28 protein-coding genes and 1 tRNA gene are annotated in these 26,003 nt (G+C 64.4%); 7 read left to right on the forward strand and 22 right to left on the reverse strand.

All coding sequences use genetic code 11. The features are described 5' to 3' along the window. Positions 1-41: 41 nt before the first annotated feature. Positions 42-581: a winged helix-turn-helix transcriptional regulator gene (locus tag KEC45_RS20505; RefSeq protein WP_062185814.1), complete on the reverse strand. Its 540-nt coding sequence runs from the start codon at positions 579-581 to the stop codon at positions 42-44. 96 nt (positions 582-677) lie between these two features. Here KEC45_RS20505 and KEC45_RS20510 point away from each other — a divergent pair, with 96 nt between their 5' ends. After that, positions 678-1,052, forward strand: coding sequence for a VOC family protein (locus KEC45_RS20510; RefSeq protein ID WP_062185812.1), 375 nt, complete (start codon positions 678-680; stop codon positions 1,050-1,052). After that, the gene (locus KEC45_RS20515) at positions 1,049-1,528 is read left to right on the forward strand and encodes a hypothetical protein (RefSeq protein WP_062185810.1); all 480 of its coding nucleotides are present in this window, start codon (positions 1,049-1,051) and stop codon (positions 1,526-1,528) included. Before KEC45_RS20510 ends, KEC45_RS20515 begins: the two co-directional genes overlap by 4 nt. Positions 1,529-1,760: 232 nt before the next feature. On the opposite strand, the gene KEC45_RS20520 is transcribed toward KEC45_RS20515, so the two are convergent. The 13 genes from KEC45_RS20520 to KEC45_RS20580 all read right to left on the reverse strand — a co-directional run bounded on the left by KEC45_RS20520 (position 1,761) and on the right by KEC45_RS20580 (position 13,623). Next, positions 1,761-4,199 (reverse strand): TonB-dependent receptor, encoded by a 2,439-nt coding sequence (locus tag KEC45_RS20520; RefSeq protein ID WP_062185808.1) that lies wholly within the window; start codon positions 4,197-4,199, stop codon positions 1,761-1,763. A gap of 294 nt (positions 4,200-4,493) precedes the next feature. Continuing rightward, a complete protein-coding gene (locus KEC45_RS20525) occupies positions 4,494-5,831 on the reverse strand; it encodes an ammonium transporter (protein WP_062186977.1) in 1,338 nt (445 codons plus the stop codon). 17 nt (positions 5,832-5,848) lie between these two features. After that, positions 5,849-6,187 (reverse strand): P-II family nitrogen regulator, encoded by a 339-nt coding sequence (locus KEC45_RS20530; protein WP_003043080.1) that lies wholly within the window; start codon positions 6,185-6,187, stop codon positions 5,849-5,851. A 192-nt stretch (positions 6,188-6,379) separates the two neighbouring features. Then, positions 6,380-7,078 (reverse strand): endonuclease/exonuclease/phosphatase family protein, encoded by a 699-nt coding sequence (locus KEC45_RS20535; protein WP_062185806.1) that lies wholly within the window; start codon positions 7,076-7,078, stop codon positions 6,380-6,382. Between the two features lie 123 nt (positions 7,079-7,201). Next, on the reverse strand, positions 7,202-7,414 hold the full coding sequence (locus tag KEC45_RS20540) for a DUF2007 domain-containing protein (RefSeq protein ID WP_062185804.1): 213 nt from the start codon (positions 7,412-7,414) through the stop codon (positions 7,202-7,204). After that, positions 7,414-7,977, reverse strand: coding sequence for a pyridoxamine 5'-phosphate oxidase family protein (locus KEC45_RS20545; RefSeq protein ID WP_062185802.1), 564 nt, complete (start codon positions 7,975-7,977; stop codon positions 7,414-7,416). Before KEC45_RS20545 ends, KEC45_RS20540 begins: the two co-directional genes overlap by 1 nt. 28 nt (positions 7,978-8,005) lie before the next feature. Next, positions 8,006-8,590: a DUF924 family protein gene (locus KEC45_RS20550; protein WP_062185800.1), complete on the reverse strand. Its 585-nt coding sequence runs from the start codon at positions 8,588-8,590 to the stop codon at positions 8,006-8,008. Positions 8,591-8,654: 64 nt separating this feature from the next. After that, positions 8,655-9,053 carry a hypothetical protein gene (locus tag KEC45_RS20555; RefSeq protein WP_062185799.1) on the reverse strand — a complete coding sequence of 133 codons (399 nt, stop codon included), beginning with the start codon at positions 9,051-9,053 and terminating at the stop codon, positions 8,655-8,657. Between the two features lie 82 nt (positions 9,054-9,135). After that, the gene (locus KEC45_RS20560; protein WP_062185796.1) at positions 9,136-10,353 is read right to left on the reverse strand and encodes a hypothetical protein; all 1,218 of its coding nucleotides are present in this window, start codon (positions 10,351-10,353) and stop codon (positions 9,136-9,138) included. Between the two features lie 209 nt (positions 10,354-10,562). Next, positions 10,563-12,005, reverse strand: coding sequence for a metalloprotease TldD (tldD, locus tag KEC45_RS20565; RefSeq protein ID WP_062185794.1), 1,443 nt, complete (start codon positions 12,003-12,005; stop codon positions 10,563-10,565). A 42-nt stretch (positions 12,006-12,047) separates the two neighbouring features. Next, positions 12,048-12,497, reverse strand: coding sequence for a DUF4402 domain-containing protein (locus KEC45_RS20570; protein WP_062185792.1), 450 nt, complete (start codon positions 12,495-12,497; stop codon positions 12,048-12,050). A gap of 231 nt (positions 12,498-12,728) precedes the next feature. Beyond that, complete coding sequence (locus KEC45_RS20575) at positions 12,729-12,926, reverse strand: zinc-finger domain-containing protein (RefSeq protein WP_062185790.1); 198 nt, start codon at positions 12,924-12,926, stop codon at positions 12,729-12,731. A gap of 136 nt (positions 12,927-13,062) precedes the next feature. After that, positions 13,063-13,623 carry a DUF4402 domain-containing protein gene (locus tag KEC45_RS20580; RefSeq protein WP_238586777.1) on the reverse strand — a complete coding sequence of 187 codons (561 nt, stop codon included), beginning with the start codon at positions 13,621-13,623 and terminating at the stop codon, positions 13,063-13,065. A 102-nt stretch (positions 13,624-13,725) separates the two neighbouring features. Between KEC45_RS20580 and KEC45_RS20585 the strand changes: the two genes are divergently transcribed. Next, positions 13,726-14,646 carry an ABC transporter ATP-binding protein gene (locus KEC45_RS20585; RefSeq protein ID WP_062186974.1) on the forward strand — a complete coding sequence of 307 codons (921 nt, stop codon included), beginning with the start codon at positions 13,726-13,728 and terminating at the stop codon, positions 14,644-14,646. A gap of 3 nt (positions 14,647-14,649) precedes the next feature. On the opposite strand, the gene KEC45_RS20590 is transcribed toward KEC45_RS20585, so the two are convergent. Next, entirely contained in the window at positions 14,650-15,474 is an 825-nt protein-coding gene (locus KEC45_RS20590) for an endonuclease/exonuclease/phosphatase family protein (RefSeq protein ID WP_062185786.1), read from the reverse strand. A gap of 72 nt (positions 15,475-15,546) precedes the next feature. Between KEC45_RS20590 and nadB the strand changes: the two genes are divergently transcribed. Continuing rightward, positions 15,547-17,124, forward strand: coding sequence for an L-aspartate oxidase (nadB, locus tag KEC45_RS20595; RefSeq protein WP_062185784.1), 1,578 nt, complete (start codon positions 15,547-15,549; stop codon positions 17,122-17,124). A 57-nt stretch (positions 17,125-17,181) separates the two neighbouring features. Beyond that, a complete protein-coding gene (locus KEC45_RS20600; RefSeq protein WP_062185783.1) occupies positions 17,182-17,907 on the forward strand; it encodes an AAA family ATPase in 726 nt (241 codons plus the stop codon). A gap of 3 nt (positions 17,908-17,910) precedes the next feature. On the opposite strand, the gene KEC45_RS20605 is transcribed toward KEC45_RS20600, so the two are convergent. Genes KEC45_RS20605 through KEC45_RS20615 form a run of 3 tightly spaced genes read right to left on the reverse strand, consistent with a single transcriptional unit; the run spans position 17,911 to position 20,530 of the window. Then, positions 17,911-18,156, reverse strand: a complete 246-nt coding sequence (locus KEC45_RS20605) for a GlsB/YeaQ/YmgE family stress response membrane protein (RefSeq protein WP_062185781.1) — start codon at positions 18,154-18,156, stop codon at positions 17,911-17,913. After that, positions 18,153-19,358 (reverse strand): M20 family metallopeptidase, encoded by a 1,206-nt coding sequence (locus KEC45_RS20610; RefSeq protein ID WP_252171271.1) that lies wholly within the window; start codon positions 19,356-19,358, stop codon positions 18,153-18,155. The genes KEC45_RS20605 and KEC45_RS20610 overlap by 4 nt, the downstream gene beginning before the upstream one ends. Continuing rightward, positions 19,355-20,530: an acyl-CoA dehydrogenase family protein gene (locus tag KEC45_RS20615; RefSeq protein WP_252171272.1), complete on the reverse strand. Its 1,176-nt coding sequence runs from the start codon at positions 20,528-20,530 to the stop codon at positions 19,355-19,357. Before KEC45_RS20615 ends, KEC45_RS20610 begins: the two co-directional genes overlap by 4 nt. 78 nt (positions 20,531-20,608) lie before the next feature. Between KEC45_RS20615 and KEC45_RS20620 the strand changes: the two genes are divergently transcribed. Continuing rightward, positions 20,609-21,865 (forward strand): dipeptidase, encoded by a 1,257-nt coding sequence (locus tag KEC45_RS20620; protein ID WP_062185779.1) that lies wholly within the window; start codon positions 20,609-20,611, stop codon positions 21,863-21,865. Between the two features lie 3 nt (positions 21,866-21,868). On the opposite strand, the gene KEC45_RS20625 is transcribed toward KEC45_RS20620, so the two are convergent. Then, complete coding sequence (locus KEC45_RS20625) at positions 21,869-22,270, reverse strand: DoxX family protein (RefSeq protein ID WP_083435989.1); 402 nt, start codon at positions 22,268-22,270, stop codon at positions 21,869-21,871. Then, a complete protein-coding gene (locus KEC45_RS20630; protein WP_252171273.1) occupies positions 22,267-23,559 on the reverse strand; it encodes an FAD-dependent oxidoreductase in 1,293 nt (430 codons plus the stop codon). Before KEC45_RS20630 ends, KEC45_RS20625 begins: the two co-directional genes overlap by 4 nt. Positions 23,560-23,716: 157 nt before the next feature. Here KEC45_RS20630 and KEC45_RS20635 point away from each other — a divergent pair. Continuing rightward, positions 23,717-23,790, forward strand: a tRNA-Gln gene (locus KEC45_RS20635). Between the two features lie 345 nt (positions 23,791-24,135). Here KEC45_RS20635 and KEC45_RS20640 read toward each other — a convergent pair. Continuing rightward, positions 24,136-24,837 (reverse strand): DUF4136 domain-containing protein, encoded by a 702-nt coding sequence (locus KEC45_RS20640; RefSeq protein WP_083435988.1) that lies wholly within the window; start codon positions 24,835-24,837, stop codon positions 24,136-24,138. Positions 24,838-25,003: 166 nt separating this feature from the next. Then, entirely contained in the window at positions 25,004-26,002 is a 999-nt protein-coding gene (trpS, locus tag KEC45_RS20645) for a tryptophan--tRNA ligase (protein ID WP_062185775.1), read from the reverse strand. Between the last annotated feature and the right edge of the window lies 1 nt (position 26,003).

Below are 26,003 nucleotides of genomic sequence, written 5' to 3' on the forward strand. Positions count from 1 at the left end.
AACCGCTCTGGATTGCTTCGCTGCGCTCGCAATGACGAGGGTTAGAGGCATGCTTCGGCCAGCAACCGCCCGCTCCCCGTCAAATCATAGCGGCTTGCCGGCGGGCGCATGTCGACGATTTCGCGCGTCACCAGCCCGTGTTTGCCGAGCGCGGTCAGTCCCTGCGACAACGCACGCGGCGTCGCGGGGACCAGCAGGCGCGCGAGCGCGTTGAAGCGGTCGTGGCCCGCGCCGATCCCGGCGACGAGCGGCAGGCCCCAGCGCGTCGCGGCGCCGGGGGGCAGGCCGATTGCCTGCTGTGCGTCGGCGATCGTTGCAGCGCGCGTGGCGGCGGCAGCGCCCGCTTCGGTCAGGATATATTCGGGCCGCAGCGGGTGGCCGTGGCCGGGGTTGCGCTGGACCCATCCGGTCGCCTGTGCGGCCTCCAGCGTGCGCGTGAGACTGTCGCGCGACAGCCCCAGACGATGGATCAGCTCAACGAACCGCGCCCCTTTATGCGCCGCAAGATCGGCGAGCAACGGCACGAGCCAGCGATGGCTGCCGAGTTGCGCAAGCAGTGGGTCGGGTGTGGTTGACCGCATTTGCAACTAACTATACAAACCGGACTATAGGTGCAAGCGATATGGGCCGGGCGATTCTCGCTCGCGCTGGTCGTCTTGCGAAAAGGGAGACACGGCATGGCGCTTCAGATCGGATCCGAACTCACCTGTTCGATGGGTGTCAGGGATATGACCGCGGCGATCGCCTGGTACGAACGGGTGATGCAGTGCGAACTGCTCTATCGTGCGGACGAGATCGGCTGGTGCGAAATGAAGACACCGATGGCGGGGGTGAATATCGGGCTCAGCCAAGTGGAGAGCGTCGTTCAGGGTGGCGGCGCAACCAATGTGTTCGAAGTTGCCGACATCGACGAGGCGAAGGCCCATCTCGATGCAGAGGGTGTACGGCAGGACGGTGATATCCAGCATATCCCGGGGCTGGTGAAGCTCATCACCTTCTACGATCCCGACGGCAACGCCTTTATGTTCTCGCAGTCCGAGAGCGCGGCGTGACAGGCTTTTGGTGGGCGGTCGCGGCGCTGGTTGCGCCGGCCCCGCCCGCCACCCAGGCTCCGTCGCTTGCCGGCTGGCACGGGCGCTGGTCCGGCGAGGGCGAGGCTTTCGGCAAGCCCGCGACCGCGACGCTCGATATTACGGCGGGCGAAGGTGGGATGACGACGCTCGCCTATCGCCTCATTATCGGGGGAGCGCCGCCGGTCGCCTATTCGGCTGAGGCGGGTTACGCCCTCGACGCGAAGGGGCGCGTGCGCGGAAAATGGACCGATAGCTATGGCCGCACGCGCGCCCTTGTCGGCGGAGTGAATGCGACGAAATGGTGGACGCATTGGGGCAGCGCCGACGTCGAGATCGGCCGGTCGACCTATGTCCTTGAAGAGGGCGGCAGACTCGTCGTCAGCGATTCGATTTTGCAGGATGACGGAAGCTGGCGCGTCTTTGCCATGCTGCGCTACACGCGCACAAGCCGCTGAAAACTGCCGATTTTACGTTGGACTCGTGCTGCGCACAAAAAAAGAGGGCCGGGACTTTCGTCCCGGCCCAGCCTTTCAGGCTCTCCCCTCCTGAAACTGTTGACGCAATGAATGCCATATTAATGTCATGTTGGAAAGACTAAAATTGCGGCAATGCTGCGCAAATTTTGTGCAACATTTCAGCGCCTAAAAATGGGCCGGGCCGCGTTTGCGCCCGGCCCATTTCTCCCCCTCAGAAGCCCTTGCGAACCGTGACGCCGAATGTGCGTGGCTGGTTCGTCGCAAAGCCAAGGCGCGCGCGCCCGCCGCGCTCGCGATCGAAGGCGAGCAGCGCATTTTCGTCGAGCAGATTGTTCACATAGACCGAGATTTCGAGCTCATTGGGAAACTCGATTCCGGCGCCGATATTGACGAGCTGATAGTCGGGAAGCTTGAGGTCGAGTGTCGTGGTCGAGCCGATCGGCGCGCCGCCGAAAGTGAAGCCATGTTCGAACGTCCGCGGATTATTTTCCTGGTCGCCGGGCTGCGTGAATCGGCTGCCGACATGTTGGAAGGATGCGGTGACGAAGGCATTGGTGTCCGACGATGCGTCGAGCGGGAAGCTGTAGGTCGCGTTCGCCGCCATCTGGAACTTCGGTACCGATGGCAGGCGGTTACCGTTGCGGATTCCCTCGATCACCGTCCCGTTCGGGCGGGTGAGCGTCGAATCGAACTCGGCCTCGACATAACTGCCCGACAATCCCAGATCGAGCCCGGCGACGGGGCTGGCGGTGAGTTCGAATTCAAGCCCCATCGTGTGCGCGTCGGCGTTGAACACGATGCGCGACGAGCAACTGCCGGCGTCGGCGGTGACCTGCAGATTGTTGATCTTGGTGTAAAATCCCGCCGCGTTGAAGGTGATGCCACCGAACTGTGCCTTCACCCCACCCTCATAATTCCACAGCGTCTCGTCGTCGTAGCGCGGCCGCCCGCCGAAGGTTTCGGCATCGGGTCCCCCGGCATTGCCGCCGTCGCATAGCGGCAGGTTGAGCGGATCGTTGACCCCGCCGAGGCGGAAGCCCTTCGACGCCTGCGCGTTGAGCGTAATGCCGTCGGCGACGTCGTAACTCAGCAGCAGGCGCGGCGAGAAGCCGCTTGACGAAGTCTTGTCGCGCGCATTGTCGCCATTGGGGAAAAGTCCGCCCGACACGAACCGCCGACTTTCGTCGAAGGCATAATAGCGTCCACCGACAGTTGCGGTTAGCCGATCGGTGAAGTCGTAGCTGACTTCGCCGAAGATCGCGATCTGCGACAGGTCATAGGGAATGTCTGCGTTATATGGAGAATCGGGACCGAAACCGTTGGCGATATCGGCGGCGGTGAGTGGTACGCCTCCGGGCCCGCAATCATCAGGGTCGGCGTTACAGGCATTGATGAAAAACTGGTTGGTGAAGGCGTCGTAACCTGGCGTCGGCAAGCGCTGGGTATAGTCGCGTTTGACGTTGGCATAATAGCCGCCGATCAACCATTGGAACGGACCGGTGCCGGTCGAATTCAAGCGTATCTCTTGCGTGAACTGCTTGACCCCCGTCGTGTCGACAAGGTTCGACGGCAACAGGATGCCGGCGTCGGGAAAGCCGAGGTCGGACGATACGCTGCCGGTCAGCGCGCTCGCATCGCGGCTGACGAGGATGTCGCGGTCGGTGTAGGTCGTGACGGAGGTGACGCCGACGACGTCGCCCGCGAAGTTCATCGTCAGGTCGGCAAGCTTGACTTCGTCCTTGAAAGCTTCGTCGAGCAGCAGATATTGCTCGCGTTCCTTGAAGGCGACCTGCGGCCGCGTCGTCGTGAATTGATTGGCGTAGAGGTTGTAGACTTCCTGACGGTTGAAGCCGTCGGTCGTGACCTTCTGATAGAGGAAGCGCGGCGTAATCGAGAAATTCTCGGTGGGTTCGAGCCGGATTGCGATGCGTCCGCCATAGCGTTCGCCGCTGTTGACGTCCTCGCTGACGCCGCCGCCTTCGCGCAGCGCGTTGATGAATCCACCGTAGCGTGTGTAGTAACCGACCGCACGAACCGCGACGTTTTCGCTTATCGGCAGGTTGATCGCGCCCTTGAGGTGACCGCCGAAATCATCGCCGTCGACGAGGTTCACATTGCCTTCGACCTTGCCCTCGACGCGGTCTGTATTCGGCTGGTTGGTGATGTAGCGGAGCGTCCCGCCGACCGACCCCGAACCGAACAGCGTGCCCTGCGGCCCGCGCAGCGTCTCGACACGATTGAGGTCGAACAGGTCGAGATCGGGGGTGAAGAGCGACAGCGAGACGACCGATTCGTCGAGATAGACGCCGACCTGTTCCTTCACGCCCGGTTGGTCGCGCGCGATCTGGCCGGCCGACACGCCGCGCACGGATACCTGGCTCTGGCCCGGCCCGAGATTCTGGACGGTCAGGCCGGCGACGTTGCGCGACAGATCCTCGACCGTGCTCGCATTCGCGCGCTCGATCGCCCGCTCGGTTTGCGCGTTGATCGAAAAGGGAACGTCCTGAAGGCTCGCGTCGCGCTTTGTCGCGGTGACGATAATCTCGTTGCCGTCGTAGCTGTCTTTGGGCGCGTCCTGCGCCGCGGCGGGGGCCGTTGTCGCAAGTGCAAGCAACGAAAGGCCCGCCAGCATCTGTGAACGTGCAAGCATCCTTATTCTCCTCCTGAAAGCCAGCTCTTTGACTGGTCCGGCAGAGGAGTGCGCGGGCGGCGCCAAGGTTGCATGAAACGGGCGGGCCGGAAAAATCGTCGCGCGCTGTTGCATCCAGGCCACAGTAGAAATGGGCCTCAAGCAAGCCCCGGGCCCGTGGCCTTCGGCCACAATTGCAAAAAAGGCCGGGGACAAGCCCCGGCCAGTGGTTCGCAGGAGGAACCTCAGTAGGATCCCGTCGCCGCCGTTTGAAAGGAGAGAGAGCGAACGGCGACGGGTATCCTGTCTCTTGGATCAATAGTTGTAGGCGCGCTCCCCATGTTCGCCGAGATCGAGGCCTTCACGTTCGACCTCTTCCGAGACCCGGAGGCCGGTGAGGAGCTTTGCGACATAGATGGCGATCACGGTGCCGATGCTGGCCCAGACAATCGTTGCGGCGACCGCAGAGATCTGTGTCACGAGCTGCGGCCCGATCGCGAAATCGTCGCCGCCAGGGCCGCCGAGGCTGGGAGCATAGACGATGCCGGTGCCAATCGCGCCGACAATGCCACCGATGCCGTGGATGCCGAAGGCGTCGAGCGAGTCGTCGTAGCCGAGCTTGGGCTTGAGCACCGTCACCGCATAGAAGCAGATCAGCGAGGCGACCGCACCAAGGACGATGGCGCCGAAGGGCCCCGAATTGCCCGCGGCGGGGGTCACTGCGACGAGGCCGGCGATAATGCCCGAGCAGAAGCCCAGTGCCGAAGGTTTGTGGCCCGCAAGCTTTTCGGCGAGCATCCAGAACAGGGCGGCCGATGCGGTGGCAACGAAGGTGTTGATCATCGCAAGCGCGGCCGAACCATTGGCTTCGAGCGCCGAGCCGGCGTTGAAGCCGAACCAGCCCACCCAGAGCATGCCAGTGCCGACCATCGTGAGGGTCAGCGAGTGCGGCGCCATGATTTCCTTCTGATAGCCGATGCGCTTGCCGAGGATCAGCGCGGCGACGAGCGCCGAGACGCCCGCATTGATGTGCACCACGGTGCCGCCGGCGAAGTCAAGCGCGCCCATTTCGAAGAAGAGGCCGCCAGCCGCCCAAACCATGTGCGCGATCGGGAAATAGACGATCGTCAGCCAGATTGCGCCGAACACCATCACCGCGGCGAACTTCATGCGCTCGACCACCGACCCCAGAACCAGCGCGAGGGTGATCGCGGCAAAGGTCATCTGGAAGCTGATGAAGACATATTCGGGCAGCTTGAAGCCGTCGCTGAATGTGTCGGCGAGGCTGTCGGGCGTCACGCCGACGAGGAAGAATTTGCCCCAGGCGATGAAGGCATTGCCTTCTGGTCCGAAGGCGAGGCCGTAGCCGTAGATGACCCAGATGATCATCGCGAGGCAGGCGGCGGCGCCGATCTGCGTCATCGTCGACAGCATGTTCTTGGTACGCGTGAGACCCCCGTAGAAGAGCGCGAGGCCCGGCAGGATCATCAGCAGCACGAGGACGGTTGAGGTCATCATCCAGGCGGTATCGCCCTTATCGACTACCGGCTCGGGTGCCGCCGCGGCGGCTTCCTGCGCCCAGGCGGGCAGCGCGGCGAAAAGCGAGAGGCCGACGGCCCCGGCGCTCGCCGCAAATTTATTTGCGAACGTCATAGTTTCCCCCTTCGTCATTACAGTGCCGCCTCGCCGGTCTCGCCAGTGCGGATGCGCACGGCCTGACCCACGTCGAGGACGAAAATCTTGCCGTCGCCGATCGAACCGGTGCCGGCGCTTTGCTGCAGTGTTTCGACCACGCGCGGTGCGAGCGCATCGTCGCAGACGAGCTCGATCTTCACTTTCGGCACCATGTTGGTGGCATATTCGGCGCCGCGGTAGATTTCGGTCTGCCCCTTTTGCCGGCCGAAGCCCTTGACCTCGGTTACGGTCATGCCGGCAATGCCGAGACCGGTGAGCGCCTCGCGTACTTCGTCGAGCTTGAATGGTTTGATGATGGCCAGGATCAGCTTCATGACGCCCCCTTTTGCTAATGGCACCATGTTGCGGTGCAACAGCCGTGCCAGATTGCGCGGGGCGCGCGAAAGTTAACATTTTGTGACGGTTTTGAAGCGGCGACGCGAACAATCGTTCGTTCACTGGGCAGCCGAAGCAGTCGACTGCCTAATATTTGGGCAATGACGGTCGCCTTCGCGGGACGACGGTTTCTATTCGGCTGCCTTGAACCGGGCCCAGATCGGCAGATGGTCCGATGCGCGTGCGGCAAGGGCGCTGCGGTGAACCCCGGCGTCGACCGCTTCGAGGTCGGGGGTCGCGAAGATGCGGTCGAGCTTGGCGACCGGACGGCGGCTGTGGAAACTGTGGCCGGTGTCGACCAGCCGATGTTGTACCCCAAAATCGGTAAGGCAGCCGCCGGTCGCGCGCCATTCGTTGCAGTCGCCCATCAGGATCGTCGGCAGTTCCTCGCCCTCGGCGACATGATGGAGGATCGCGCGCGCCTGCTGGCGGCGGCGTAGCCCCGAAATATCGAGGTGCATGCCGACGACGCGGAGCCGTGTGTTGCCGATGCGCACCGTCGCCGCGACGGCGCCGCGCGGTTCGAGCGTCGGCAGGTGGAGCGCGTGGCTTTCCTCGACCTCGGCGCCCTTGCGCACGAGTAACGCATTGCCGTGCCAGCCGATCGCATAGGGTCGCCCGCTGAGCAGGTCGACGGGGACATAGTCGCTATGTTCTTCGAACATATGCGGCGGGATGGCGCTCGCCCGTGTGCCAAAGCGGCGGTCGGCCTCCTGCAGCGCGACGATATCGGCGTCGACTTCGCGCAGCACCGAAAGCACCCTCCCGGGGTCGCGGCGCCGGTCGAGCCCGATGCCCTTGCGCATATTGTAACTGGCGACCTTGATCATGGGTGAGATTTGAACTGGCCTATCTTCCGTTCGTGCTGAGCTTGTCGAAGCACTGTCCTTCTTTCATTCAAGGAAAAACGGTCCTTCGACAAGCTTAGGACGAACGGAGGTGGGGTTGGGTTGCTAACCGGCCTCGAATTCTGCGATCAGCGCCTGCGCTTCGGCGAGGTCCTCGTCGAGCACCATCACGCGCACGGGGATCAGAAATCCGACGCTTTCGGCGATGTTCATGCCGGCGTCGAAGCACACGGCATGTACGCCCGCGCTTTCCAATCGGCCGCGCAGCAACTCGGCCTCGGCCCCATTGGGAAGACGCACCAGCTCGACCAATGGCATCAGGCTTCGCCCGTAATGAAGCGGTCGGTCGGACGCGTCGGCAGGCCGTCGATGCTTTTCGTCCGGCCCTTGAACTTTTCGACCCACAGGTCGCGGTCGGCCTGGCGATGATATTTCTGCAGCGTGTCGCGCTCGTGCTGCAATTCCATCATCGGCACCCCCCAGCCACAACTCGTCTGGACGCTTTCGACGTCGATCACGAAGATCTGGCGCGTGCCGGGTATCAGGTTGAAGTTCGCGGCGAGCGCGTCCCATTCGGCATCCTGCGGCAGCACGGGACGCCCGCGGCCATAGATGCGCAGGATCAATGCGGTGCGGTCGAAGGCGCAGAACATGATCGTGATGCGCCCGTCGGCGGCGAGATGCGCGTGCGTTTCGTTACCCGATCCGCCGAGGTCGAGGTAGGCGACCTGGGCGTTCGAAAGGACACGGAAGCTATCCGCATAGCCCTTGGGCGACAGGTTTATCCGCGCATCGGCGGCGGCGGTCGCGGTGAAATAGACCGGCTGCCTTTCGATAAAGGCGATATGCTTGTCGGTCAGCGTATCGGTGAATTCGGCCATGGCTTTTCTCCGTATCGCGCGGTGCCTATCACCAATTTCTGCCCTCTTCTATCGCCGCGTCCTCGTCGGGCCGGGTCGCGCGGCCAAGCGCTTCGTTGCGGTGCGGGAAGCGGCCAAACCGGTCGACCACATCGAAATGCTTTTGCGCATAATCCTGGAACATCGGGTCGTCGAACTGCGCGAACAGGCGCAGCGATTCGCGCTGGTCGTCCATATTTTCGCTGTGCTGGAAGGGAAGACAGGCGAATTGGCGCCGTTCGTCCGGCAGGTTTTCGTGCCAGCCGCGTTCGACAATGCCGCGCGCGATCGCGCGCGCGAGATCGTCGGTCGCGAAGGCGTCGGCGTGGCCCCGATAGATGTTGCGTGGGACCTGATCGAACAGGATCGTCGCCGCAAGCGCAGTGTCGGGGTCGGTCAGGAAGGTCTCGGCAGGCTGCGAACGGAGCGCGTCGTGCCACCCTTCCGCCAGATTTCGCACGGCATCGTCGAAATCGGCACCGCCGCCATACCAATCGTCCATGCCATGGTCGTCAAACCAGAATGCGAGGAGTTGGCGGGGCCAGTCGGCGGGAGGCGGCATATTGTCGCGGACGTCTTGCAGATTATCGGTCATTCGCGAACCATAGCGCATTGTCATCCCGGCGAAAGCCGGGATGACAACACAAGGTCAGCGCCCGCTATTCGCCCTTGGCGCGCCGATAGGGAACGAATTCACCGAGCGACACGAAGCCGCTGTACATATGGCTCGTGCGGTCGTGCAGTTCGAGCGTATCGATGCTGCACAGCTGGCTTCCCGACGTTTTGAGGACGAGGATATCGTCGTCGTCGAGCGATTCGGCTCCACCTTTGGGCCGGTTTACCCACAGCGTGCTGCCGACCCGATAGACGATCGCCGTCTTGTCGATGATCTGCGAGCTTTGCGTCGTGGAAAGCGGGATGCAATTTTGCGGTTTGCCGGCGACGCGCCCTTCGAGCAGCTTGGCGAGCTGGTCCTCGGGCGCGAGCTTTTCGCGCGCGGTGGCGGGCACAGCGGCGAGCGCTGCGGCGACAAAAAGCGTCGGGATGAGGTGACGCATGGTTCGACTCCTGTCTTCATCATACCCTACCCGCGGCCGCCATAGGCGCACGCGGGTGAACAGGGGCTGACTCACCGCCGATTCAGCACGCCCCGTCGGGGAGGGGGATGCCAAGCGGACCCTTGCACTTCTTCTTTTTCGCCGGCTCGGCCGGGGTGCTGCCACCGGTCGACGCGCCTCCCATGCCGCCGAAATCGGCGCCGACCAGCAGCATCGTGTGCGAGCGGAAGCGGACTTTCGCGGTCCAGTCGATATTCCACACCGCATTGCCCGCGGGCTTGGGCGGATAGGAGAAATTCGCCTCGGGACCAAAGGCGTTCAAATTGCCGAGCAGCATCTCGCCCGATGCCTTTTTGACCTCGGCGGGGATCTGGCAGCTCGTCTGCGATGGCGGCATCACGATCTTCTTGGTGATCAGGTTCGCGACGACCGACGGAGGAAGCCAGTCCCAGAGCCCGCCGCCGAACTCCTTCGACGCGCTGCTCGTCCACCAGACGATATCGCCAAGGTCGTTCTTGCCGCCGCCATTGCCCATCCCGCCGATCGTCCAGGCAACATAGCCGGTGGCACCGGGCACCGAATTCCAGCGCACCATCACCGACTGATCGCCCTGGATCGCGGTCGAGGCGCTAAGCCCCTGCATATAGTCCTGCGCCAGCGTAAAGTTGATGTCGGGCCCAATATTGCTTGCGACACGGTGCGCGCCGAGCAGCGACGAGTCCGATCCGGGCTGCCGGCCGCCCTTCTTGTTCGGCCAGTCGATATAGGAACGGCTGTTCGCCTTGCTCACTTCGCGGATGACCGGCACCGCGCTCGAGAAGAGGTTCGGCGGGACCTGTCCCGCGGCGACCTTGGCGAAATCGATCACGACCGGCTGGCCGGGGCCCGCTTTCGCGCCGCAGCCCCAATAGAGGAGCAGGCGACCTTTCGGGCGTTCGAACGGCGTCGTGCCGGTTTCTTCCTTTCCTTCCTCCCAGAACAGGGGGACCGATTTGCCCATCTTGGCCTGCGGCTGGAAGAAATGATCGCCCTTCGGCGGCGGCGCGGTGGCTGCGTCGTTCGAGCCGAGGCGGAGGAGAAGCTGGTGCGCGACCTTGCTCGACGGATCGCCCCCGAACATCATCCCCATCGCGCCGCCGAGGCCGCCCTTGCCGCCCGCCATCGCAGCAAAGCCCGACATCGTGGCGACGTCCATCTCGTAACGCTCTTTGGGGCCGGTGGTCTTTTGCGCCGAGCCGGGAACGGCGGCGAGAATCGCGGCCACGGCGGCCACGGAAACGAAACGCAGACTCGAACGCATATTATCCTCCCTGTTGCAGGGAGTGCCCCCGCGGATGATGCGACCCGATTCTTCTTTTGTTGGGGAGAGCTATATGCGCGCGAGGGGCGAACGCCAAGTGAGCAGGGTCACAGGCCTTCGTCATTGCGATCGTAGCGAAGCAATCCAGCGCCCGCGTAAACTGCTCTGGATTGTTTCGCTACGCTCGCAATGACGAATTACTTGTGGATTTAAGCCGTGCCGCCGACGGTCAGCCCGCTCACCAGCAAGGTCGGCTGGCCGACCCCGGCGGGGACGCTCTGGCCGCCCTTGCCGCAGATGCCGATACCTTCGTCGATGGCCATGTCGTTGCCGATCCCCGTGACTTTGGTCAGCACGCTCGGCCCGTCGCCGATCAGGGTCGCGCCCTTGATCGAGTCGCCCAGCTTGCCATTCTCGATCTTATACGCCTCGGTGCAGCTGAAAACGAACTTGCCCGACACGATATCGACTTGTCCGCCGCCAAAGCTTTTTGCGAAAATGCCATTCTTGACGCGGCTCAGCAGTTCGGCAGGGTCGTCATTGCCCCCGCGCATGAACGTGTTGGTCATCCGCGGCATCGGCGCGTGCGCAAAACTTTCTCGGCGGCCGTTGCCGGTCGGCTCGACGCCCATCAGGCGCGCGTTGAGGCGGTCCTGCATATAGCCCTTCAAGATGCCGTCCTCGATCAGGATCGTCTCGCCTGTCGGAGTGCCTTCGTCGTCGATGCTGAGCGAGCCACGGCGGCCGCCCCCGATCGGGCTTTCCATCGCGCCATCGTCGACCACCGTGACGCCGGACGCGGCGACGCGTTCACCGATCCGGCCCGAAAAGGCGCTCGTGCCCTTGCGGTTGAAATCGCCTTCGAGCCCATGGCCGACGGCTTCATGCAACAGCACGCCGGGCCAGCCGGGGCCGAGCAGCACGGTGAATTCGCCCGCGGGCGCATCGACAGCGCGCAAATTGACGAGCGCCTGATTAAGCGCTTCGTCGATCGCACGGTTCCACTGCGCGGGTTCGAACAGATGATCGTACATGTAGCGGCCGCCGAGGCCGAAATAGCCGCTTTCGCGCCGCCCATTCTCCTCGACCACGATTGAGACGTTGAGGCGGACCAGCGGGCGGATATCGGTCGCGAGGAAGCCGTCGGCGCGGACGATCTCGACCACCGACCAACTGCCCGCGAGTGCGACCGAAACCTGGACGATGCGCGGATCGCGCGCGCGCGCGGCGGCATCGATTTCCTGACAAAGCGCGACCTTCTTTGCGAAGGGGATGAGGTCGAGCGGGTTCGCCTCGTCATAGAGGTGACGGTTGGTGCGTGGCGGGGGCGCGGCATGGGCTTGGTTCGACGGATCGAGCAGCGCGAGCGTTTCGGCAGCGCGGCGGATCGCGCCCGCGCTGATATCGCTTGCATGCGCAAAGCCGGTCATCTCACCCGACACGGCGCGGAGGCCAAAGCCGGCGTCGGTCGAATAGTCGGCAGTCTTGAGCCGGCCGTCGTCGAAGCCGAAGCTCTCCGTCGCGCGATATTGCAGATAAAGTTCGCCGTCGTCGGCCTTTGCCAGCGCTTCGCGCGCCAGCTTTTGCGCCAGATCGGGGTCGAGCGCGTCGGCGCGATAGAGGAAGCGGCGGGGATCGGTCGGGCTTGTCATGGAAGCGATATAGGCGCGGCGCCCGCCGACCGCAAAGATTCCTCAGAGATAATTGACGGTGAGCGTAAAGGTGCCGCTGTAGTCGCCCTCGGGCTGGTTCGCCGGGAGGGTGAGTGTTCCGCCGATATAATAGGTTTGCACCCCGCTCGGCAGCAATGTCCCGCCAAGCAGCGCGATGCCGCCGCCGCTGGTGCTCGCGGCGCGGACAAGGCTTGCGGTCATTGGTGCCGCGCCGCCGCCGGCACGCGTTAGGGTGACCGTGGTGCTACCCGACACGGTGATGAGCAAGATGCCGCCGGTGCCCTGAAACACCGCGCGTTGCGCGGCCGAGCCGACGGGGGTGACGCCGCCGCCGGTCGTGCGCGCATTGGTGATTGGGTTGATCGTCACCGTGCCGCCCGTTGCGCCGCTGATCAGCGTACCGAAATCGAGATCGTCGGTCTTGATCAGCGTATTCGGCCGAACGACCGCCGCGTTGGCGGTCCCGGGCATATCGGCTGCTTGCGCGGGTAAGCACAGCGCCGCGCTCGCCGCTGTCGCGGCGATCGTCAGGGCGCGAGTCGCTCCCCGACAGTTTCTGGTCCCTCGAATCCCCACAGATTCTGCTCCTGTCTGGCACATCTTATGCCAGTGGGACCTTCATCATCGATGCATGGGGTTGGTGAATCGAGCGTTTACTTCCGGCCGCGGAAATTCTGCTCTGATCGGCGATTCCGCCAGCGCCTAACCTTTATCGGCGATCCCGCCGATGAGAATGAAGCGGCGATCGCAATAGCCGCAATCGGCGAAGCCTTCGTCGGTGTCGATTTCAAGCCATACGCGGGGGTGGCCGAGCGCCGCATTGGCGAGGCCGTCGCCGGTGCCGTCGCAGGCGATGCGGGTCTTGGGCGTGCGAATGGTTTCGGGTGCGGGCTGGGTCATCGACCGCGCCCATAGCAAGGCCGCAAGGGCTCGGCAATCGGGTCCGCGCATGAGGGGAGGGCCGTGACGGCACCGGCGCATGCGCCCATCCGGGCGCAAGTGGTCCCCCGGTGCCGTCTTCCCCCCACAGGAAAGGCTAAAGATAGTTCAAGGTGATCGTGAATGTGCCGCTGTAGTCCCCGGGTACCTGGTTGGCGCCGACTTCGAGCGTCCCGCCGACCGGGAAGTTGTAATTGCCGAGCGCGCTGGCGATGCTGAAGCGCGTCGGCGTGGTCGAAAGGATCGCCGTCGGCGTGCTGCCGATCTCGAAGTCGCGCACGCGCATCCGCACTCCCGGGCCGGTGATCCAGATAGTGTTCGATCCGAGCGAGATGTTGACCTGACGGTTCGGGGTTCCGAGCCCCGCGAAGCGCGCGGGCTCGCCGCCGTTCCCTGCGAGCGTCACGCCGCCGGTCCGGGTGCGTGTGCCGTCGGGCGCAAGTCGCACGGTTCCCGACGTTCCCGACGCGATGATGCTGCCGAAATCGAGGTCGTTGACCTTGAAGAAGCTGAGTGGGCGAAGCACGATGGCTTCGGCTTCTCCTTGCGCGCTGTTCTGCGCCAGCGCCGGCGAAGCGGCAGTGGGCGCGATCAGGAGCGCAAAGATGGCTAGGCCGCGCTGCATCAGCAGCGGGCAAATGATGTGGCTGGTCCTCACAGATGTCGCTCTAGCGGCGAGTTTCCAATTTAGCGTTAACGCGGCGCAGAGGAAAAATTAGCAGGCTTTCGCACATCCGGGTGCGCGGCTATGGAGGCGGGCATGAGTGAAGCCGCCATCCGCATCGACGCCGTCTCCAAACTTTATGCCGGCGGCAAGCAGGCGCTCGACAATGTCAGTTTCGACGTGCCGCGTGGCCAGATCTTCGGCCTGCTCGGCCCGAACGGCGCGGGCAAGTCGACGTTGATCAATATCCTCGCTGGGCTGGTCAACAAGACGAGCGGCCATGCGAGCATCTGGGGCTTCGATATCGACGCCGACCCGCGCAACGCCAAATATTCGATCGGCATCGTGCCGCAGGAAATCGTCTTCGACCCCTTTTTCACGCCATATGAGACGCTGGAGAATCAGGCGGGGCTTTACGGCGTACCAAAGGACAAGCGTATTTCGGACGAACTGCTCGCGGCGGTCCATCTGTCGGACAAGCGCGACGCCTATGCCCGCACGCTGTCCGGGGGCATGAAGCGCCGTCTGCTCGTCGCCAAGGCGATGGTGCATTCGCCGCCGATCATTGTCCTCGACGAACCGACCGCGGGGGTCGATATCGAGCTTCGGCAACAGCTTTGGGAATATGTGCAGAGCCTCAACGACCGCGGCGTTACTGTCGTGCTCACGACGCACTATCTGGAGGAAGCCGAGGAGCTTTGCGATCGGATCGCGATCATCAACCATGGCAAGCTGATCGCGAACAAGCCGACGCGCGAGCTGGTCGATATGGCGCGCGAAAAAATCGTCGTCGTGACGCTCGATGCCGATGTCACGGTGCTGCCGACGCATCCGGCGTTCGAGAAGGTCGAGCGCGATGGGACACGCGGCCTTGCGATCAGCTACAACAAGGACCGGATGAACGCGGGAGAGGTTCTAGCCGCGGTCAATGCGATGGGGCATGGCATCGTCGACGTGTCGACGCGCGAGGCCGACCTGGAGGATGTGTTCCTTAACCTGACGCGCAGCGCAGCCTGAGCCTCAGCGGTGCGTCAGTTGCGCCGCAACTCCGAAATGGTCCGACGGATATTCGCCGTCCACGGCCTCGCTACCGATGATTTTCGCGGCGGCGATGACGAAATGCGCTGATTCAGCGAAGATATGATCGATCACGCGCGGCGCATGGCCTCGGGCCGGGTTCAGCGTGGTAGGCGCCGCGCCCGGCGCGAGCGCGGAGGCGAAGCGTGGTGGACCCAGCGCTGCAAGGCCGGGATCGTCCAGCGGCGCGTTGAAGTCGCCCATCACGACGAGCGGGGTGCCGTCCTGCGGCAGCCAGGCGAGGAGGTCGGCGACCTGTTCGGCCCGGACGGCGGCCGCCTCGGGCTGCCAGGCGAGATGCGTTGCGACGACATCGACCGGCCCGCCGCCGGTCCGCACCCGCACGCGGATCGCGGTGCGATAATCGGATAGGGGCTCGAGCTTGCGCCGCGCGACCTCGATCACCGGAAGCCGCGTCAGGATGGCATTGCCGAAACGCCTTGGCGCGCTTTCGGGATCGGGCGAGACGAAATGGACTTCCGCATAGCCGAGATCGCGCGCGATCGTTGCCGCCTGGTTGGGCAGGCCCTTGGCTGTATCCTCAAGCACCTCCTCGAGCGCGATGATATCGGCGTCGGCGCCGCGCAGCGCAGCCGTCAGCAGCGATAGCCGTTTCGGCCACTGGCCGCCGGCATCGTGCCATATGTTGAACGTCGCGACACCAAGCCGGCCCGCAGCGCCCGTGTCGATGCGATGCGCACAGGCCGCGAGCGGAAGCCCCGCAATCCCGGCCAGCAGGGCGCGCCGGGCAAGTTCAGATTTGAGCACGTCGACAAATTCCCTTGGCCGGTGTCTTCGATCCCCCTGTCATGCGGCGCCTTGCTGTGCAACAGAGGCGCCATGAGTGAATACGACGTCATCATCGTGGGATCGGGGGCGGCAGGTCTGACCGCTGCGATCGCGCTCGCCGACCATTGCCGCGTGCTTGTGCTGGCGAAAGGCGAACTCACCGGCGGGTCGACCGCGTGGGCGCAGGGCGGGATCGCCGCTGTGCTCGACGCCGGCGATACGTTCGAAAATCATATCGAGGATACGATGATCGCGGGCGGCGGCCTCAACCGGCGAGAGACGGTCGAGTTTGTCGTCGAGAATGCACCGCACGCGATCGAACGGCTTGTCGAGATGGGGGTGCCGTTCAACAAGGACGCCGAAGCGCTGCACCTGACGCGCGAGGGCGGTCATTCGCACCGCCGTATCGTCCATGTCGACGACGCGACCGGCTGGGCGGTGCAGGCCGCTCTGCTCAAGACGGCTGAAGCGCATCCGAACATCACTTTGCTACCAGGACAGGCGTGCATCGACCTCATCACTGGGCGGCATGAGGAACGTTACTCGGGATCAGGCCGTGTGTGGGGCGTCTATGCGCTCGATGAAAAGAGCGGCAAGGTTCACGCGCATGTCGGCCGCGCGACGATCCTCGCCAGCGGCGGCGCCGGGCGCGTGTACCAGTTCTCGACCGCGCCCAGAGGCGCGACCGGTGACGGCATCGCGATGGCCTGGCGCGCGGGCTGCCGCGTCTCGAACATGGAGATGATGCAGTTCCACCCGACCTGCCTCTACAATCTCGACGTCAAGAATTTCCTGATTACCGAGGCCGTCCGCGGCGAGGGGGGCATATTGAAGCACCCCGTTACCGGTCACCGCTATATGCCCGACTATGACGCACGCGCCGAACTCGCCCCGCGCGACGTCGTCGCGCGCGCTAACGACGACCAGATCAAGCGCTCGGGGCTCGACTATGTCCACCTTGACATCAGTCATCTCGATCCCGATTTCGTCGCGGGGCATTTCCCGAACATCTATGAAAAGCTGCTGACGCTGGGCATCGACATGACAAAGCAGCCGATCCCGGTGGTGCCCGCGCAGCATTATACGTGCGGCGGCGTGCTGATCGACCTCGACGGCCGCACCGACCTGCCCGGGCTCTATGCGGCGGGCGAATGCACCGAGAGCGGACTGCACGGTGCCAATCGTCTCGCGTCGAACTCGCTGCTGGAATGCTTCGTCTTCGGCGAGGCGGCGGCGAAGCATATCATTCAATGCTGGGACCAGCTCGACACGCCGCCCGCGATCCGTCCGTGGGATGCCAGCCGCGTGACCGATTCCGACGAAGAGGTCGTCATCAAGCAGAATTGGACCGAAATCCGCCGCTTCATGTGGAATTATGTCGGCATCGTGCGCACTACCAAACGCCTCGAACGTGCCCGCCACCGCATCGACATGATGACGCACGAGGTCGAGGATTATTACGGCCACTTCCGCGTCACGACCGACCTGATCGAGCTGCGCAACCTGCTGCAATGCGCCGAACTGATCGTGCGCAGCGCGCTCCACCGCAAGGAAAGCCGCGGGCTGCATTACACGCTCGACTATCCGGATCTGCTGCCCGAAGCGGTCGATACGGTGCTGGTGCCGTGATCGGTGGCTAAAGGGTCGCGGACGAAGCTTCCGCCGCCCTACCTGCGGCGCGTGTGGATGCGCGAACCCGCCCCGGATGCGGACACGCCCGCGATCGATCGAGATCAATATCCCTTCAACATCCCGCTGTTCGGCGACCCGGCATTCGAAATCCGGTTCGAGAAACCCGTCACGATATTGGTCGGCGAAAACGGATCGGGCAAATCGACGTTGCTCGAAGCCATCGCGGTGATCGCCGGTTTCAGCGAGGGCGGGGGCGGTTATGGCCATATGGCGGTCGAGCGGTCGGACATCTCGGGCAGCGACGGCGGCCTATTGGTCGATGCCCTGCGCGCAGCGTGGCTGCCCAAGGTCGGCAGAGGCTTCTTTTTTCGCGCCGAAACCTTCTTCACGCTGGCGCGCTACGTCGATCAGGCCGCCTTTGACTCGAACGCCGGGCGGCCCGATTATCTGTCCTGGTCGCACGGCGAAGGCTTTCTCCATTTTTTCGAGGAACGCGCCGATCAGCAGGGTATCTATATTTTCGACGAACCCGAATCGGCGCTCTCACCCTCGCGTCAGTTCGAATTCCTCAAGCTGCTCCGACGCATCCAGCGCGCGAACAACAGCCAGGTCATCATGGCGACGCACTCGCCGATCCTGATGGCGCTACCCGATGCGGATCTATGGCAGATCAGCCCGCTCGGGATCGAGCCTGTACAACTCGAAGACACGGCGCATTACCGGCTCTATCGCGAATTCATGCTCTACCCGCACGAAACGGTCGAGGCGATGATCGAATAAGCGTCAGCCGCCGACGCCGAGCAGGCGCCCAGCAAGGATCAGCACAATCGCCCCGATCACCGACGCGAGACATCCGGCGCGGTGGAAGTCGCCGCGGCCGCGCGAGGTGGCGAGGCCGGCGAGGAGCGAGCCGCCGATGCCGAGCAGGATCGTCGCGATCCAGCCCATGTGTACGGCACCCGGATAAAAGAAGCGCGCGAGCGCGCCGATGACCAGGCCCGAGATGATCGCGCCGACGATGTTGATCATGCGTTGAATCCTTCGTTGAGGAACCGTTCGGCAAGCGCCGCGTGCAGCGCGGCGCCGCGTGCCATCACGCTCTCGTCGAGCACCATATGGTTGCTGTGGAGCCCGCAGCATTGGCGCCAGTCGCTGCCTGCCTCGCTCGCACCGAGCCAGAACATCGCGCCGGGCACTTTTTCGAGGACGTAGGAGAAATCCTCGGCGCCCATCACGGGATTGTCCATCGTCAGCCAGGCTTGCTCGCCGAAGGTCTCCTCGACCACCGATTGGCCGAAGGCGACCGCGCGCGCATCGCAGATGGTGACTGGGAAGCCTTCCTCGATGGTCACCTCGGCCGTGCAGCCATGCGCCTCGGCGATTGCTGGGGCGAGGCGCTTCAACTCGCGCGCGACCATCGCGCGGCGTTCGGGCGACAGTGTGCGGATCGTGCCAAGCATTTCGGCGGTTTCGGGGATGATATTGTTCGTCGTGCCGGCGCTGATCTTGGCGATGGTGACGACCGCGGGGTCGAACACCGAGATGCGGCGCGTGACCATCGTCTGGATCGCGGTGACGATCGAGCAGGCGACCGGGATCGGGTCGATCGCGTCCTGCGGCATCGAGGCGTGGCCGCCCGCACCCTTGACGGTGATCGAGAGGACGTCGGACGAGGCGAGCAAGGGCCCCGCGCGCCCGGCGAAAATGCCGTGCGGCGCGTTCGGCATGATGTGGAGCGCAAAGGCCGCGTCGGGCAACGGGTCGATGATCCCGTCGTCGAGCATGAATCGCGCACCGTGATGGCCTTCCTCGCCCGGTTGGAACATGAACACCACGGTGCCGGGCAGCCGGTCGCGCGCGGCGCACAGCAGCTTTGCCGCACCGACGAGCATCGCGACATGCGTGTCATGCCCGCACGCATGCATTGCACCGGCGATCTCCGATGTGAAGTCGAGCCCGGTGTCCTCCAGCAAAGGCAGCGCATCCATGTCGCCGCGCAGCAGCACCGTGCGCCCGTTCGCCTGCCCACGCAGAACCGCGATCAGCCCGGTTGTCGACGGCCCCTCGCGAAACTCGAGCGGCAAGCCGGCGAGCGCCGCCTTTATCTTCGCGAGCGTCTTCGGGTTCTGAAGTCCCAGCTCAGGCTCACGATGAATCGCGCGGCGAAGATCGACGAGATCGTCGAGGAGCGTTTCGGCCTCAGCGGGCCAGCTTCGGGTGATTTCGTTCACTTCTTCCCTCCAAACAACTGCCGCCCCGCGAGGTCGAGCATGATTTCCTCGCTGCCGCCGCCAATGGCATTGACGCGGACTTCGCGGTAGATGCGTTCGACCTTGCTGCCGGTGATGTAGCTCGCGCCGCCGAGAACCTGCGCCGCCTCGCGCGCGACCGCCTCCAGCATTCGCGTGGCCTGCACCTTCAGCATCGCGAAGTCAGCGGGGCGGTCCTTGCCGGTCTTGACCTGCCAGGCGCAGAGGTCGACCCATGCCTGGGTTGCCTCGATCTGACGTTCCATGTCGGCGAGCTTGATGCGGATCGATTGGTGGCCGACGAGCGGCTTGCCGAAGGTCTCGCGGTTCTGCGCCCATTCGGCCGCTTCGGCCATCGCAACGCGGGCATAGGCGCAGCAGCCCATCGCCATGCCGAGCCGTTCGCTGTTGAAATTGCGCATGATCCCGATGAAGCCGCCATTTTCTGGGCCGATCAGATTTTCGGCGGGGACGCGGACATCGCTGAAATGGATCGCGGCGGTGTCGCTACAGCGCCAGCCCATCTTGTCGAGCCTTGTCCGTTCGACGCCGGGCGCGTCCATGTCGATCAGCAGCAGCGAGATGCCCGCCGCGCCCGGCCCGCCGGTGCGCACGGCACAGGTCAGCCAGTCGGCGCGCATACCGCTGGTGATGAACATCTTGCCGCCGTTGACGACGTAGGCATCGCCGTCCCTTGCCGCCGTGGTCTTTAGGTTCGCGACATCGCTGCCTCCGCCCGCTTCGGTGATGCCGAGCGCGATGATCTTCTCGCCCGCGAGGACGGGCGGCGCGACGCGCTGCTTCAACTCTTCGGAGCCGAGTGCGAGGATCGGGGGCAGGCCGATGCCGTGCGTCATCAGCGAGGCGCCGAGGCCCCCCGCGCCGACCGCGGCAAGTTCCTCGTTCAGCACGAGGCCGTGGAAATTGTCGAAGCCCTCAGAGTGCCCGCCATATTGTTCGGGGTAGCGCAGGCCCAGGATGCCCGCCTCGGCCGCCTTTTTGTGCAACTCGCGCGGCAATTCGCCCTCAGCCTCCCAACGGTCGATGTGCGGCGCGATCTCGCGCGTGACGAAGCGGCGGACGCTTTGCGCCAGCGCTTCATGCGTTTCATCATAATATGGCGATCGTGCGCGCCAGTCGTCGAATGCTGTCATGGGGCGATGCTGCGCGGCGTTGACGGGAACGTCAAGTGAGGCTTGCGCTGCGGCAACAAGCACTTAAGGTCGCGCGCCATGAACATGTCGCACCTGCTCGCCGGCTTCGCCGCTTTCGCCCTCATTTCCACCCCAGCCGTGGCACAGAAGTCGCCCGAAGCTGTTGCCGAAGCCGCGCTCAAGAAGGCGCCGGTGTTCGACGGGCATAATGACGTGCCGTGGGAACTCCGCGGGCAGGTCGGCAATGTGATCAACGACTTCGATTTTCGCGACACCACCAAGCCCAAGGCCGACGGAACTGTGATGCACACCGATATCCAGCGCCTGCGCAAGGGGCATGTCGGGGCGCAATTCTGGTCGGTCTATGTGCCGTCGAACACGAATGAGCAGCAGGCAGTACAGCAGACGATCGAGCAGATCGACGTCGCGAAGCGGCTGATCGCCCGCTACCCGAACGACCTTGGCTTCGCGTCGACCTCGGCCGAACTCGAAAGCCAAATGAAGGCGGGCAAGGTCGCCGGCATGCTGGGGATGGAGGGCGGCCAGTCGATCGGATCGTCGCTTGCCGTGCTGCGCCAGCTCTATGGCATGGGCGCGCGTTACATGACGCTGACCCACAGCAAGACCACCCCATGGGCCGACAGCGCTACCGACGCCCCGCAACATGACGGGCTTACCGATTTCGGCAAGCAGGTCGTTCGCGAAATGAACCGCATCGGCATGATCGTCGATTTGAGCCACGTAAGCGAAGCGACGATGAAGGACGCGCTCGAGGTGTCGCACGCGCCGGTCATGTTCAGCCATTCGGGCGTTCGCGCGGTCAACGACCATCCGCGCAACGTGCCCGACAGCGTGCTGCCCGCGGTGAAGGCGAATGGCGGCGTTGTGATGGTCGTGCTCTATGCCGCCTTTCTCGACCCGAAGCTGCGCGCGCATGGTCTGACGCGGACGGCGGAAAAGGCGCGGCTCGAAGCGCTGTACGTCGGCAATCCCGATGCTGTCGCCCCCGCGCTGAAAGCGTGGGACGCGGCGAACCCGGCGCCGCAGACGCCGATCGGGATTGCGGCGGACCATATCGACCACATCAAGGCGACGATCGGCGTCGATCATATCGGGATCGGTGGCGATTATGACGGGATGGACGCTACGCCAGTGGGGCTGGAGGATGTCACGGGCTATCCGCGGTTGTTCGCCGAACTCGCACGGCGCGGTTATACGCAGGCAGAGCTGGAGAAGATTTCGAGCGGCAATATGCTGCGCGTGCTGAAGGCGGTCGAGGCCTATGCTGCAAGCCAGAAGGGCCAGCCGCCGATCGAGACGCCAGTCGCGAAATAAGGGCTAGGGGCGGCGGCGAAACGGCCAGTCGGTCGCGCCGCCCGCCCACAGCGCCCACCAGATGATCAGCGGCTGCGCGGCGAGGCGCGGGCCGTGATACCACCAGCCCAAGGTTTCACCGCCGATCGCGACATTGGCAAACGCGTGGTGGAAGTTCGCCGGCCACACGCAGAGTGCATAGAGCGCAAGGCCCCAGCCCGCGGCCTTGCGCGTCGCGGGGATCATCAACCCGATCGCGCCTGCGATCTCGGCGATGCCTGTCGCTGCGACGACGGCTTCGGGTGCTGGCACCCACGGCGGCGTGATCGCCAGAAAGGGCGCCGGGGTGGCCAGATGGCGATAACCCGCATAGCCATAGGCAAGCACGAGCAACCAGCGCAGCGCGGTGCGGATGCGGGCCTTCACCGCCCGATGGCTTGGAGCATCGCCTCGATGCTGGTGAATTTCTCGCGCGGCCGGCCGTCGAGCGCGGCGGCGACCTCGGCCTCCTCGATACGGCGCCAGTCGCGGAAGGTGACGGGCACGATGTTGCGGCTCGCGAGCAGCGCGTCGAGTCCGGGGCGTCCCGCCTTGCCCGCCCCGCGCCCGATGTCCTCCAGCAGCATTTCGGCAATGCGCGCGCCGTCGGGCTTGTTCGTGCCGATGGTTCCCGACGGCCCGCGCCGTGCCCAGCCGACGGCGTAGAGGCCGGGCAGGACGCGCCCCTCGTCGCTCGCGAAGCGGCCGCGGCCATGTTCATAGGGGACGCCGGGGATCGGCGGGGTCTGATAGCCGATGCAGCTTACGACCAGCCCGGCATCGAGCGCGTAGGTTTCGCCCGTGCCGTGGCTCCTGAGGTCGGCGTCGAGCGTCGTGCGCTCGACGATCAAGCGTTGCACCCGGCCGTCTCCCTCGATGGCAATCGGCATGGCGAAAAAGTCGAAATCGATCGTCACCGGCTTGGCGACCGGGTTGGCGGAGAAGCTGCGCAGATGCGTTACCGACTTGCGCATGCCGGGTTCGAGCAATGCATCGTCGCCCTCGGGCGGCAGGTCTGCGGGGTCGACGCGTGGGCTCGCGCGTTCGAGATGGCTCAGTTCGCCCAGTTCCTTCGGCGTCATCGCGATCTGATGCGGGCCGCGGCGGCCGAGAATCTGGATGTGGCGTACCGCGCTTGCCGCCAGCGCGTCGCGGGCGTGCGCAACGATGTCGCTGCCCGCGAATTCCGCCGGCGTCTTGGCGAGGATGCGCGCCACGTCGAGCGCGACATTCCCGTTGCCGATCACCGCAACGCCGGGGGCGTCGAGCGGCGGGTTCAGGTCGGCGAAATCGGGATGGCCGTTATACCAGCCGACAAAGGCCGCGCTGCCGATCACCCCAGGCAGGTCGGCGCCCGGAATGTCGAGCGGCCGGTCGTTCGGCGCCCCCGTCGCCAGCACGACCGCGTCATAGAGCCCGACAAGTTCGTCGATCGTCACGTCGGTCCCGACCGACACATGACCGACGAAGCGGACATTGTCGGTGAGGGCGACGCCTTCGTAACGGCGCGACACCGCCTTGATCGATTGATGGTCGGGGGCGACCCCGGTGCGAATCAACCCATAGGGGACGGGCAGCCGGTCGATGACGTCGACCGCGATATCGCCCGCCTTCTGCAATGTTTCGGCGGTATAATAGCCCGCGGGACCCGACCCGACGATCGCGACATGACGCATCAACCCACTCCTTCGGGCCTCCGCGCGGGCGCGCGGCCCCCCTGTTTTGTTATGGGGGGATGCTAGCGGCGAATTGCGGCAGGGCAAGCGGGCTTGTACGACCCGCCGCTCCGGCCTTGACAGCCGGTCCCCGCAATCATATTGCGCGCGCCTCTGATGCCCCGTCGTCTAATGGTAAGACTACGGATTCTGATTCCGTCTATTGAGGTTCGAATCCTCACGGGGCATCCAAACTTCCGATATTGGTTGGCAAACGCGCCCAGGGCCCCGTGTCTTGGGCGGATGCTCTGCGATTCGATTATGGCCCCGGAATAACAATCGTCGGAGCCCGGCGGCGGCAACGCGCCTTCTGCTGGCAGTCTCTAGTCGAACGGCGGCCGGCCTATCCTTCATCGTCACCCCGGACTTGATCCGGGGTCCCGCTTGATGCCGAAGCCAACGAGTGCGTCGAAAGCGGATCTCGGGCCCAGCGCGGAATGACGAACGGAGAGATATCCGACATCGCTCTCCCCCGTACACAAAAAGGCCCGCCTTCCTTTCGGACGGCGAGCCTTTTGTTTTTCGGATTGTAGCCGTTCAGCCCTTTTCGGGCGGTGCCACCGTGATCCGCACCCGCTCGCCCGAATTGCCGGGGAAGCCGGTGAACATCGCTTCGACCAGGTTCGGGACCAGTGCCTGCAGATTATTGTCGCGCGACTGCGCCTCTGCATGGCCCTCGAACAGGCGCGAGCCGTCGGCGGCGCGGTTGATCTGGAGGTTCAGGCCGCTGGTGTAGACGGTATAGCTCGACACGTCGTTATAGCCGCCCCAGCCGGGTCCGAAACCGCCCCACAGGAACGGATCGCGATAGCCATAGACGTAACGGCGTCCGCCGCGTCCGCTGACGATCACGGGACGATAGAATCCGCGGCCGTAAAAGCCGCCATAGCTGCCGTACCAGGGGTCGCCGAAGCCGGGGCTCGACACGACGCGTTCGCGGCCCTTGTCGACGCCATAATCCATGCGGACGACCAGGTCGGCGCGTTCGCCGTTCGCCGCGGGGCGATAGCCGTAACGCGTCAGCTCGCCTGCGACGAGATTCGCATATTGGCCGAATTCGATACCGCCTTGCAGCGAGGGGTCGCTCGCCTCGACGACGAAGCTCTGGCCCTGCGGTGCGGGAAGCTGCGTCTGGAAACGCGCGACATCGGCCTTGAAAGGGGTCGCGCAGCCGGCCAGCGCCAGCGCCGCGCCGGTCATGGCGGCAAGGCTCAATCGCCGGAAATTCATCTTGCTCATCGTCCTGGCTCCGTGATTCGGGCGCGCATAACCCGCGCTTTCATACCATAGACTATACCGATGCGACTTAACCTTGGTTGAACTCGGTTCGTCGCAGGGCTGTTCCACCCCCTCAATATGGGGGGGCGGAAGCGCTTAACAAGATTTTTCGTACCAGGACGACGGTTTAACGGCAGAGCCCCAGCGCGGCATAGGCCGCGTCGAGCGTGGGCCGTGCAAGCGCCGATGCGCGCGCCGCACCGGCCTCCAGCGCGGCGTCGATCGCGGCGGGATCGGCCTTGAGCTCGGTCAGCCGCGTCGCGATCGGGCGCAGCGTTTCGACCAGCACCTCGCCGAGCGCGGGCTTGAACGCGCCGAATCCCTGTCCGGCAAAGCGTGCGAGCACCTGGTCGATGCTCTCGTCGGCCATCGCGGCATAGATGGAGACGAGATTCTTCGCCTCGGGCCGCCCTTCCAGCCCCGACGCTTCCGACGGCAGCGGCTCGGCGTCGGTCTTCGCCTTGCGGATCTTCGCCATGATCGTGTCGGCGTCGTCGACCAGGTTGATGCGGCTCGCGTCGCTCGGGTCCGATTTCGACATTTTGGCGGAGCCGTTGCGAAGGCTCATGATCCGTGCTGCGGCAGCCGGGATCGTCGGCTCCGGCAACGTGAAGGTTTCGGTCGCCGTATCGAGGTTGAACTTGGTCGCAATGTCGCGCGCGAGTTCAAGATGCTGTTTCTGGTCGTCGCCAACGGGGACGTGCGTCGTCTGGTAAAGCAGCACGTCGGCCGCCTGCAGCACCGGATAGGCAAAGAGGCCTACGCTTGCGCCCTCGCGGTTCTTGCCCGACTTTTCCTTGAACTGCGTCATGCGGTTCAGCCAGCCGATGCGCGCGGTGCAGAATAGCAACCAGGCGAGTTCGGCGTGCGCGGGGACGCGCGCCTGATTGAACAGGATCGCCTTTTCGGGGTCGATCCCCGCCGCCATCAACGCGGCCGCCATCTCCCGCGTGTTCGCGGTCAGCTCGGCGGGGTCGTTATAGACGGTGATCGCGTGCAGGTCGGCGAGGAAATAGAGCTTCTCGCCCGGCATCTCGTCCTGCATGCGCACCCAGTTGCGGATCGCGCCCAGATAATTGCCGAGATGCAAATTTCCGGTGGGCTGGATGCCCGATAGCGTCCGCATG

Origin of the sequence: Sphingopyxis sp. USTB-05, from assembly GCF_023822045.1 — a bacterium.
Taxonomy (GTDB): Bacteria; Pseudomonadota; Alphaproteobacteria; order Sphingomonadales; family Sphingomonadaceae; genus Sphingopyxis.

Bases quoted from the DNA above. Each gene is read 5' to 3' on its own strand.
- trpS (WP_062185775.1), bottom strand. From the start codon at position 26,002: ATGCGGACGCTATCGGGCATCCAGCCCACCGGAAATTTGCATCTCGGC.
- KEC45_RS20630 (WP_252171273.1), bottom strand. From the start codon at position 23,559: ATGCGTCATGTCGCGATCGTCGGGTCGGGTCCCGCGGGCTATTATACC.
- KEC45_RS20570 (WP_062185792.1), bottom strand. From the start codon at position 12,497: ATGCCCGGGACCGCCAACGCGGCGGTCGTTCGGCCGAATACGCTGATC.
- KEC45_RS20510 (WP_062185812.1), top strand. From the start codon at position 678: ATGGCGCTTCAGATCGGATCCGAACTCACCTGTTCGATGGGTGTCAGG.
- KEC45_RS20560 (WP_062185796.1), bottom strand. From the start codon at position 10,353: ATGCGTTCGAGTCTGCGTTTCGTTTCCGTGGCCGCCGTGGCCGCGATT.
- KEC45_RS20525 (WP_062186977.1), bottom strand. From the start codon at position 5,831: ATGACGTTCGCAAATAAATTTGCGGCGAGCGCCGGGGCCGTCGGCCTC.
- tldD (WP_062185794.1), bottom strand. From the start codon at position 12,005: ATGACAAGCCCGACCGATCCCCGCCGCTTCCTCTATCGCGCCGACGCG.
- KEC45_RS20520 (WP_062185808.1), bottom strand. From the start codon at position 4,199: ATGCTTGCACGTTCACAGATGCTGGCGGGCCTTTCGTTGCTTGCACTT.
- nadB (WP_062185784.1), top strand. From the start codon at position 15,547: ATGAGTGAATACGACGTCATCATCGTGGGATCGGGGGCGGCAGGTCTG.
- KEC45_RS20530 (WP_003043080.1), bottom strand. From the start codon at position 6,187: ATGAAGCTGATCCTGGCCATCATCAAACCATTCAAGCTCGACGAAGTA.
- KEC45_RS20535 (WP_062185806.1), bottom strand. From the start codon at position 7,078: ATGATCAAGGTCGCCAGTTACAATATGCGCAAGGGCATCGGGCTCGAC.
- KEC45_RS20620 (WP_062185779.1), top strand. From the start codon at position 20,609: ATGAACATGTCGCACCTGCTCGCCGGCTTCGCCGCTTTCGCCCTCATT.
- KEC45_RS20505 (WP_062185814.1), bottom strand. From the start codon at position 581: ATGCGGTCAACCACACCCGACCCACTGCTTGCGCAACTCGGCAGCCAT.
- KEC45_RS20550 (WP_062185800.1), bottom strand. From the start codon at position 8,590: ATGACCGATAATCTGCAAGACGTCCGCGACAATATGCCGCCTCCCGCC.
- KEC45_RS20615 (WP_252171272.1), bottom strand. From the start codon at position 20,530: ATGACAGCATTCGACGACTGGCGCGCACGATCGCCATATTATGATGAA.
- KEC45_RS20555 (WP_062185799.1), bottom strand. From the start codon at position 9,053: ATGCGTCACCTCATCCCGACGCTTTTTGTCGCCGCAGCGCTCGCCGCT.
- KEC45_RS20640 (WP_083435988.1), bottom strand. From the start codon at position 24,837: ATGAGCAAGATGAATTTCCGGCGATTGAGCCTTGCCGCCATGACCGGC.
- KEC45_RS20600 (WP_062185783.1), top strand. From the start codon at position 17,182: ATGCGCGAACCCGCCCCGGATGCGGACACGCCCGCGATCGATCGAGAT.
- KEC45_RS20540 (WP_062185804.1), bottom strand. From the start codon at position 7,414: ATGCCATTGGTCGAGCTGGTGCGTCTTCCCAATGGGGCCGAGGCCGAG.
- KEC45_RS20575 (WP_062185790.1), bottom strand. From the start codon at position 12,926: ATGACCCAGCCCGCACCCGAAACCATTCGCACGCCCAAGACCCGCATC.
- KEC45_RS20545 (WP_062185802.1), bottom strand. From the start codon at position 7,977: ATGGCCGAATTCACCGATACGCTGACCGACAAGCATATCGCCTTTATC.
- KEC45_RS20605 (WP_062185781.1), bottom strand. From the start codon at position 18,156: ATGATCAACATCGTCGGCGCGATCATCTCGGGCCTGGTCATCGGCGCG.
- KEC45_RS20585 (WP_062186974.1), top strand. From the start codon at position 13,726: ATGAGTGAAGCCGCCATCCGCATCGACGCCGTCTCCAAACTTTATGCC.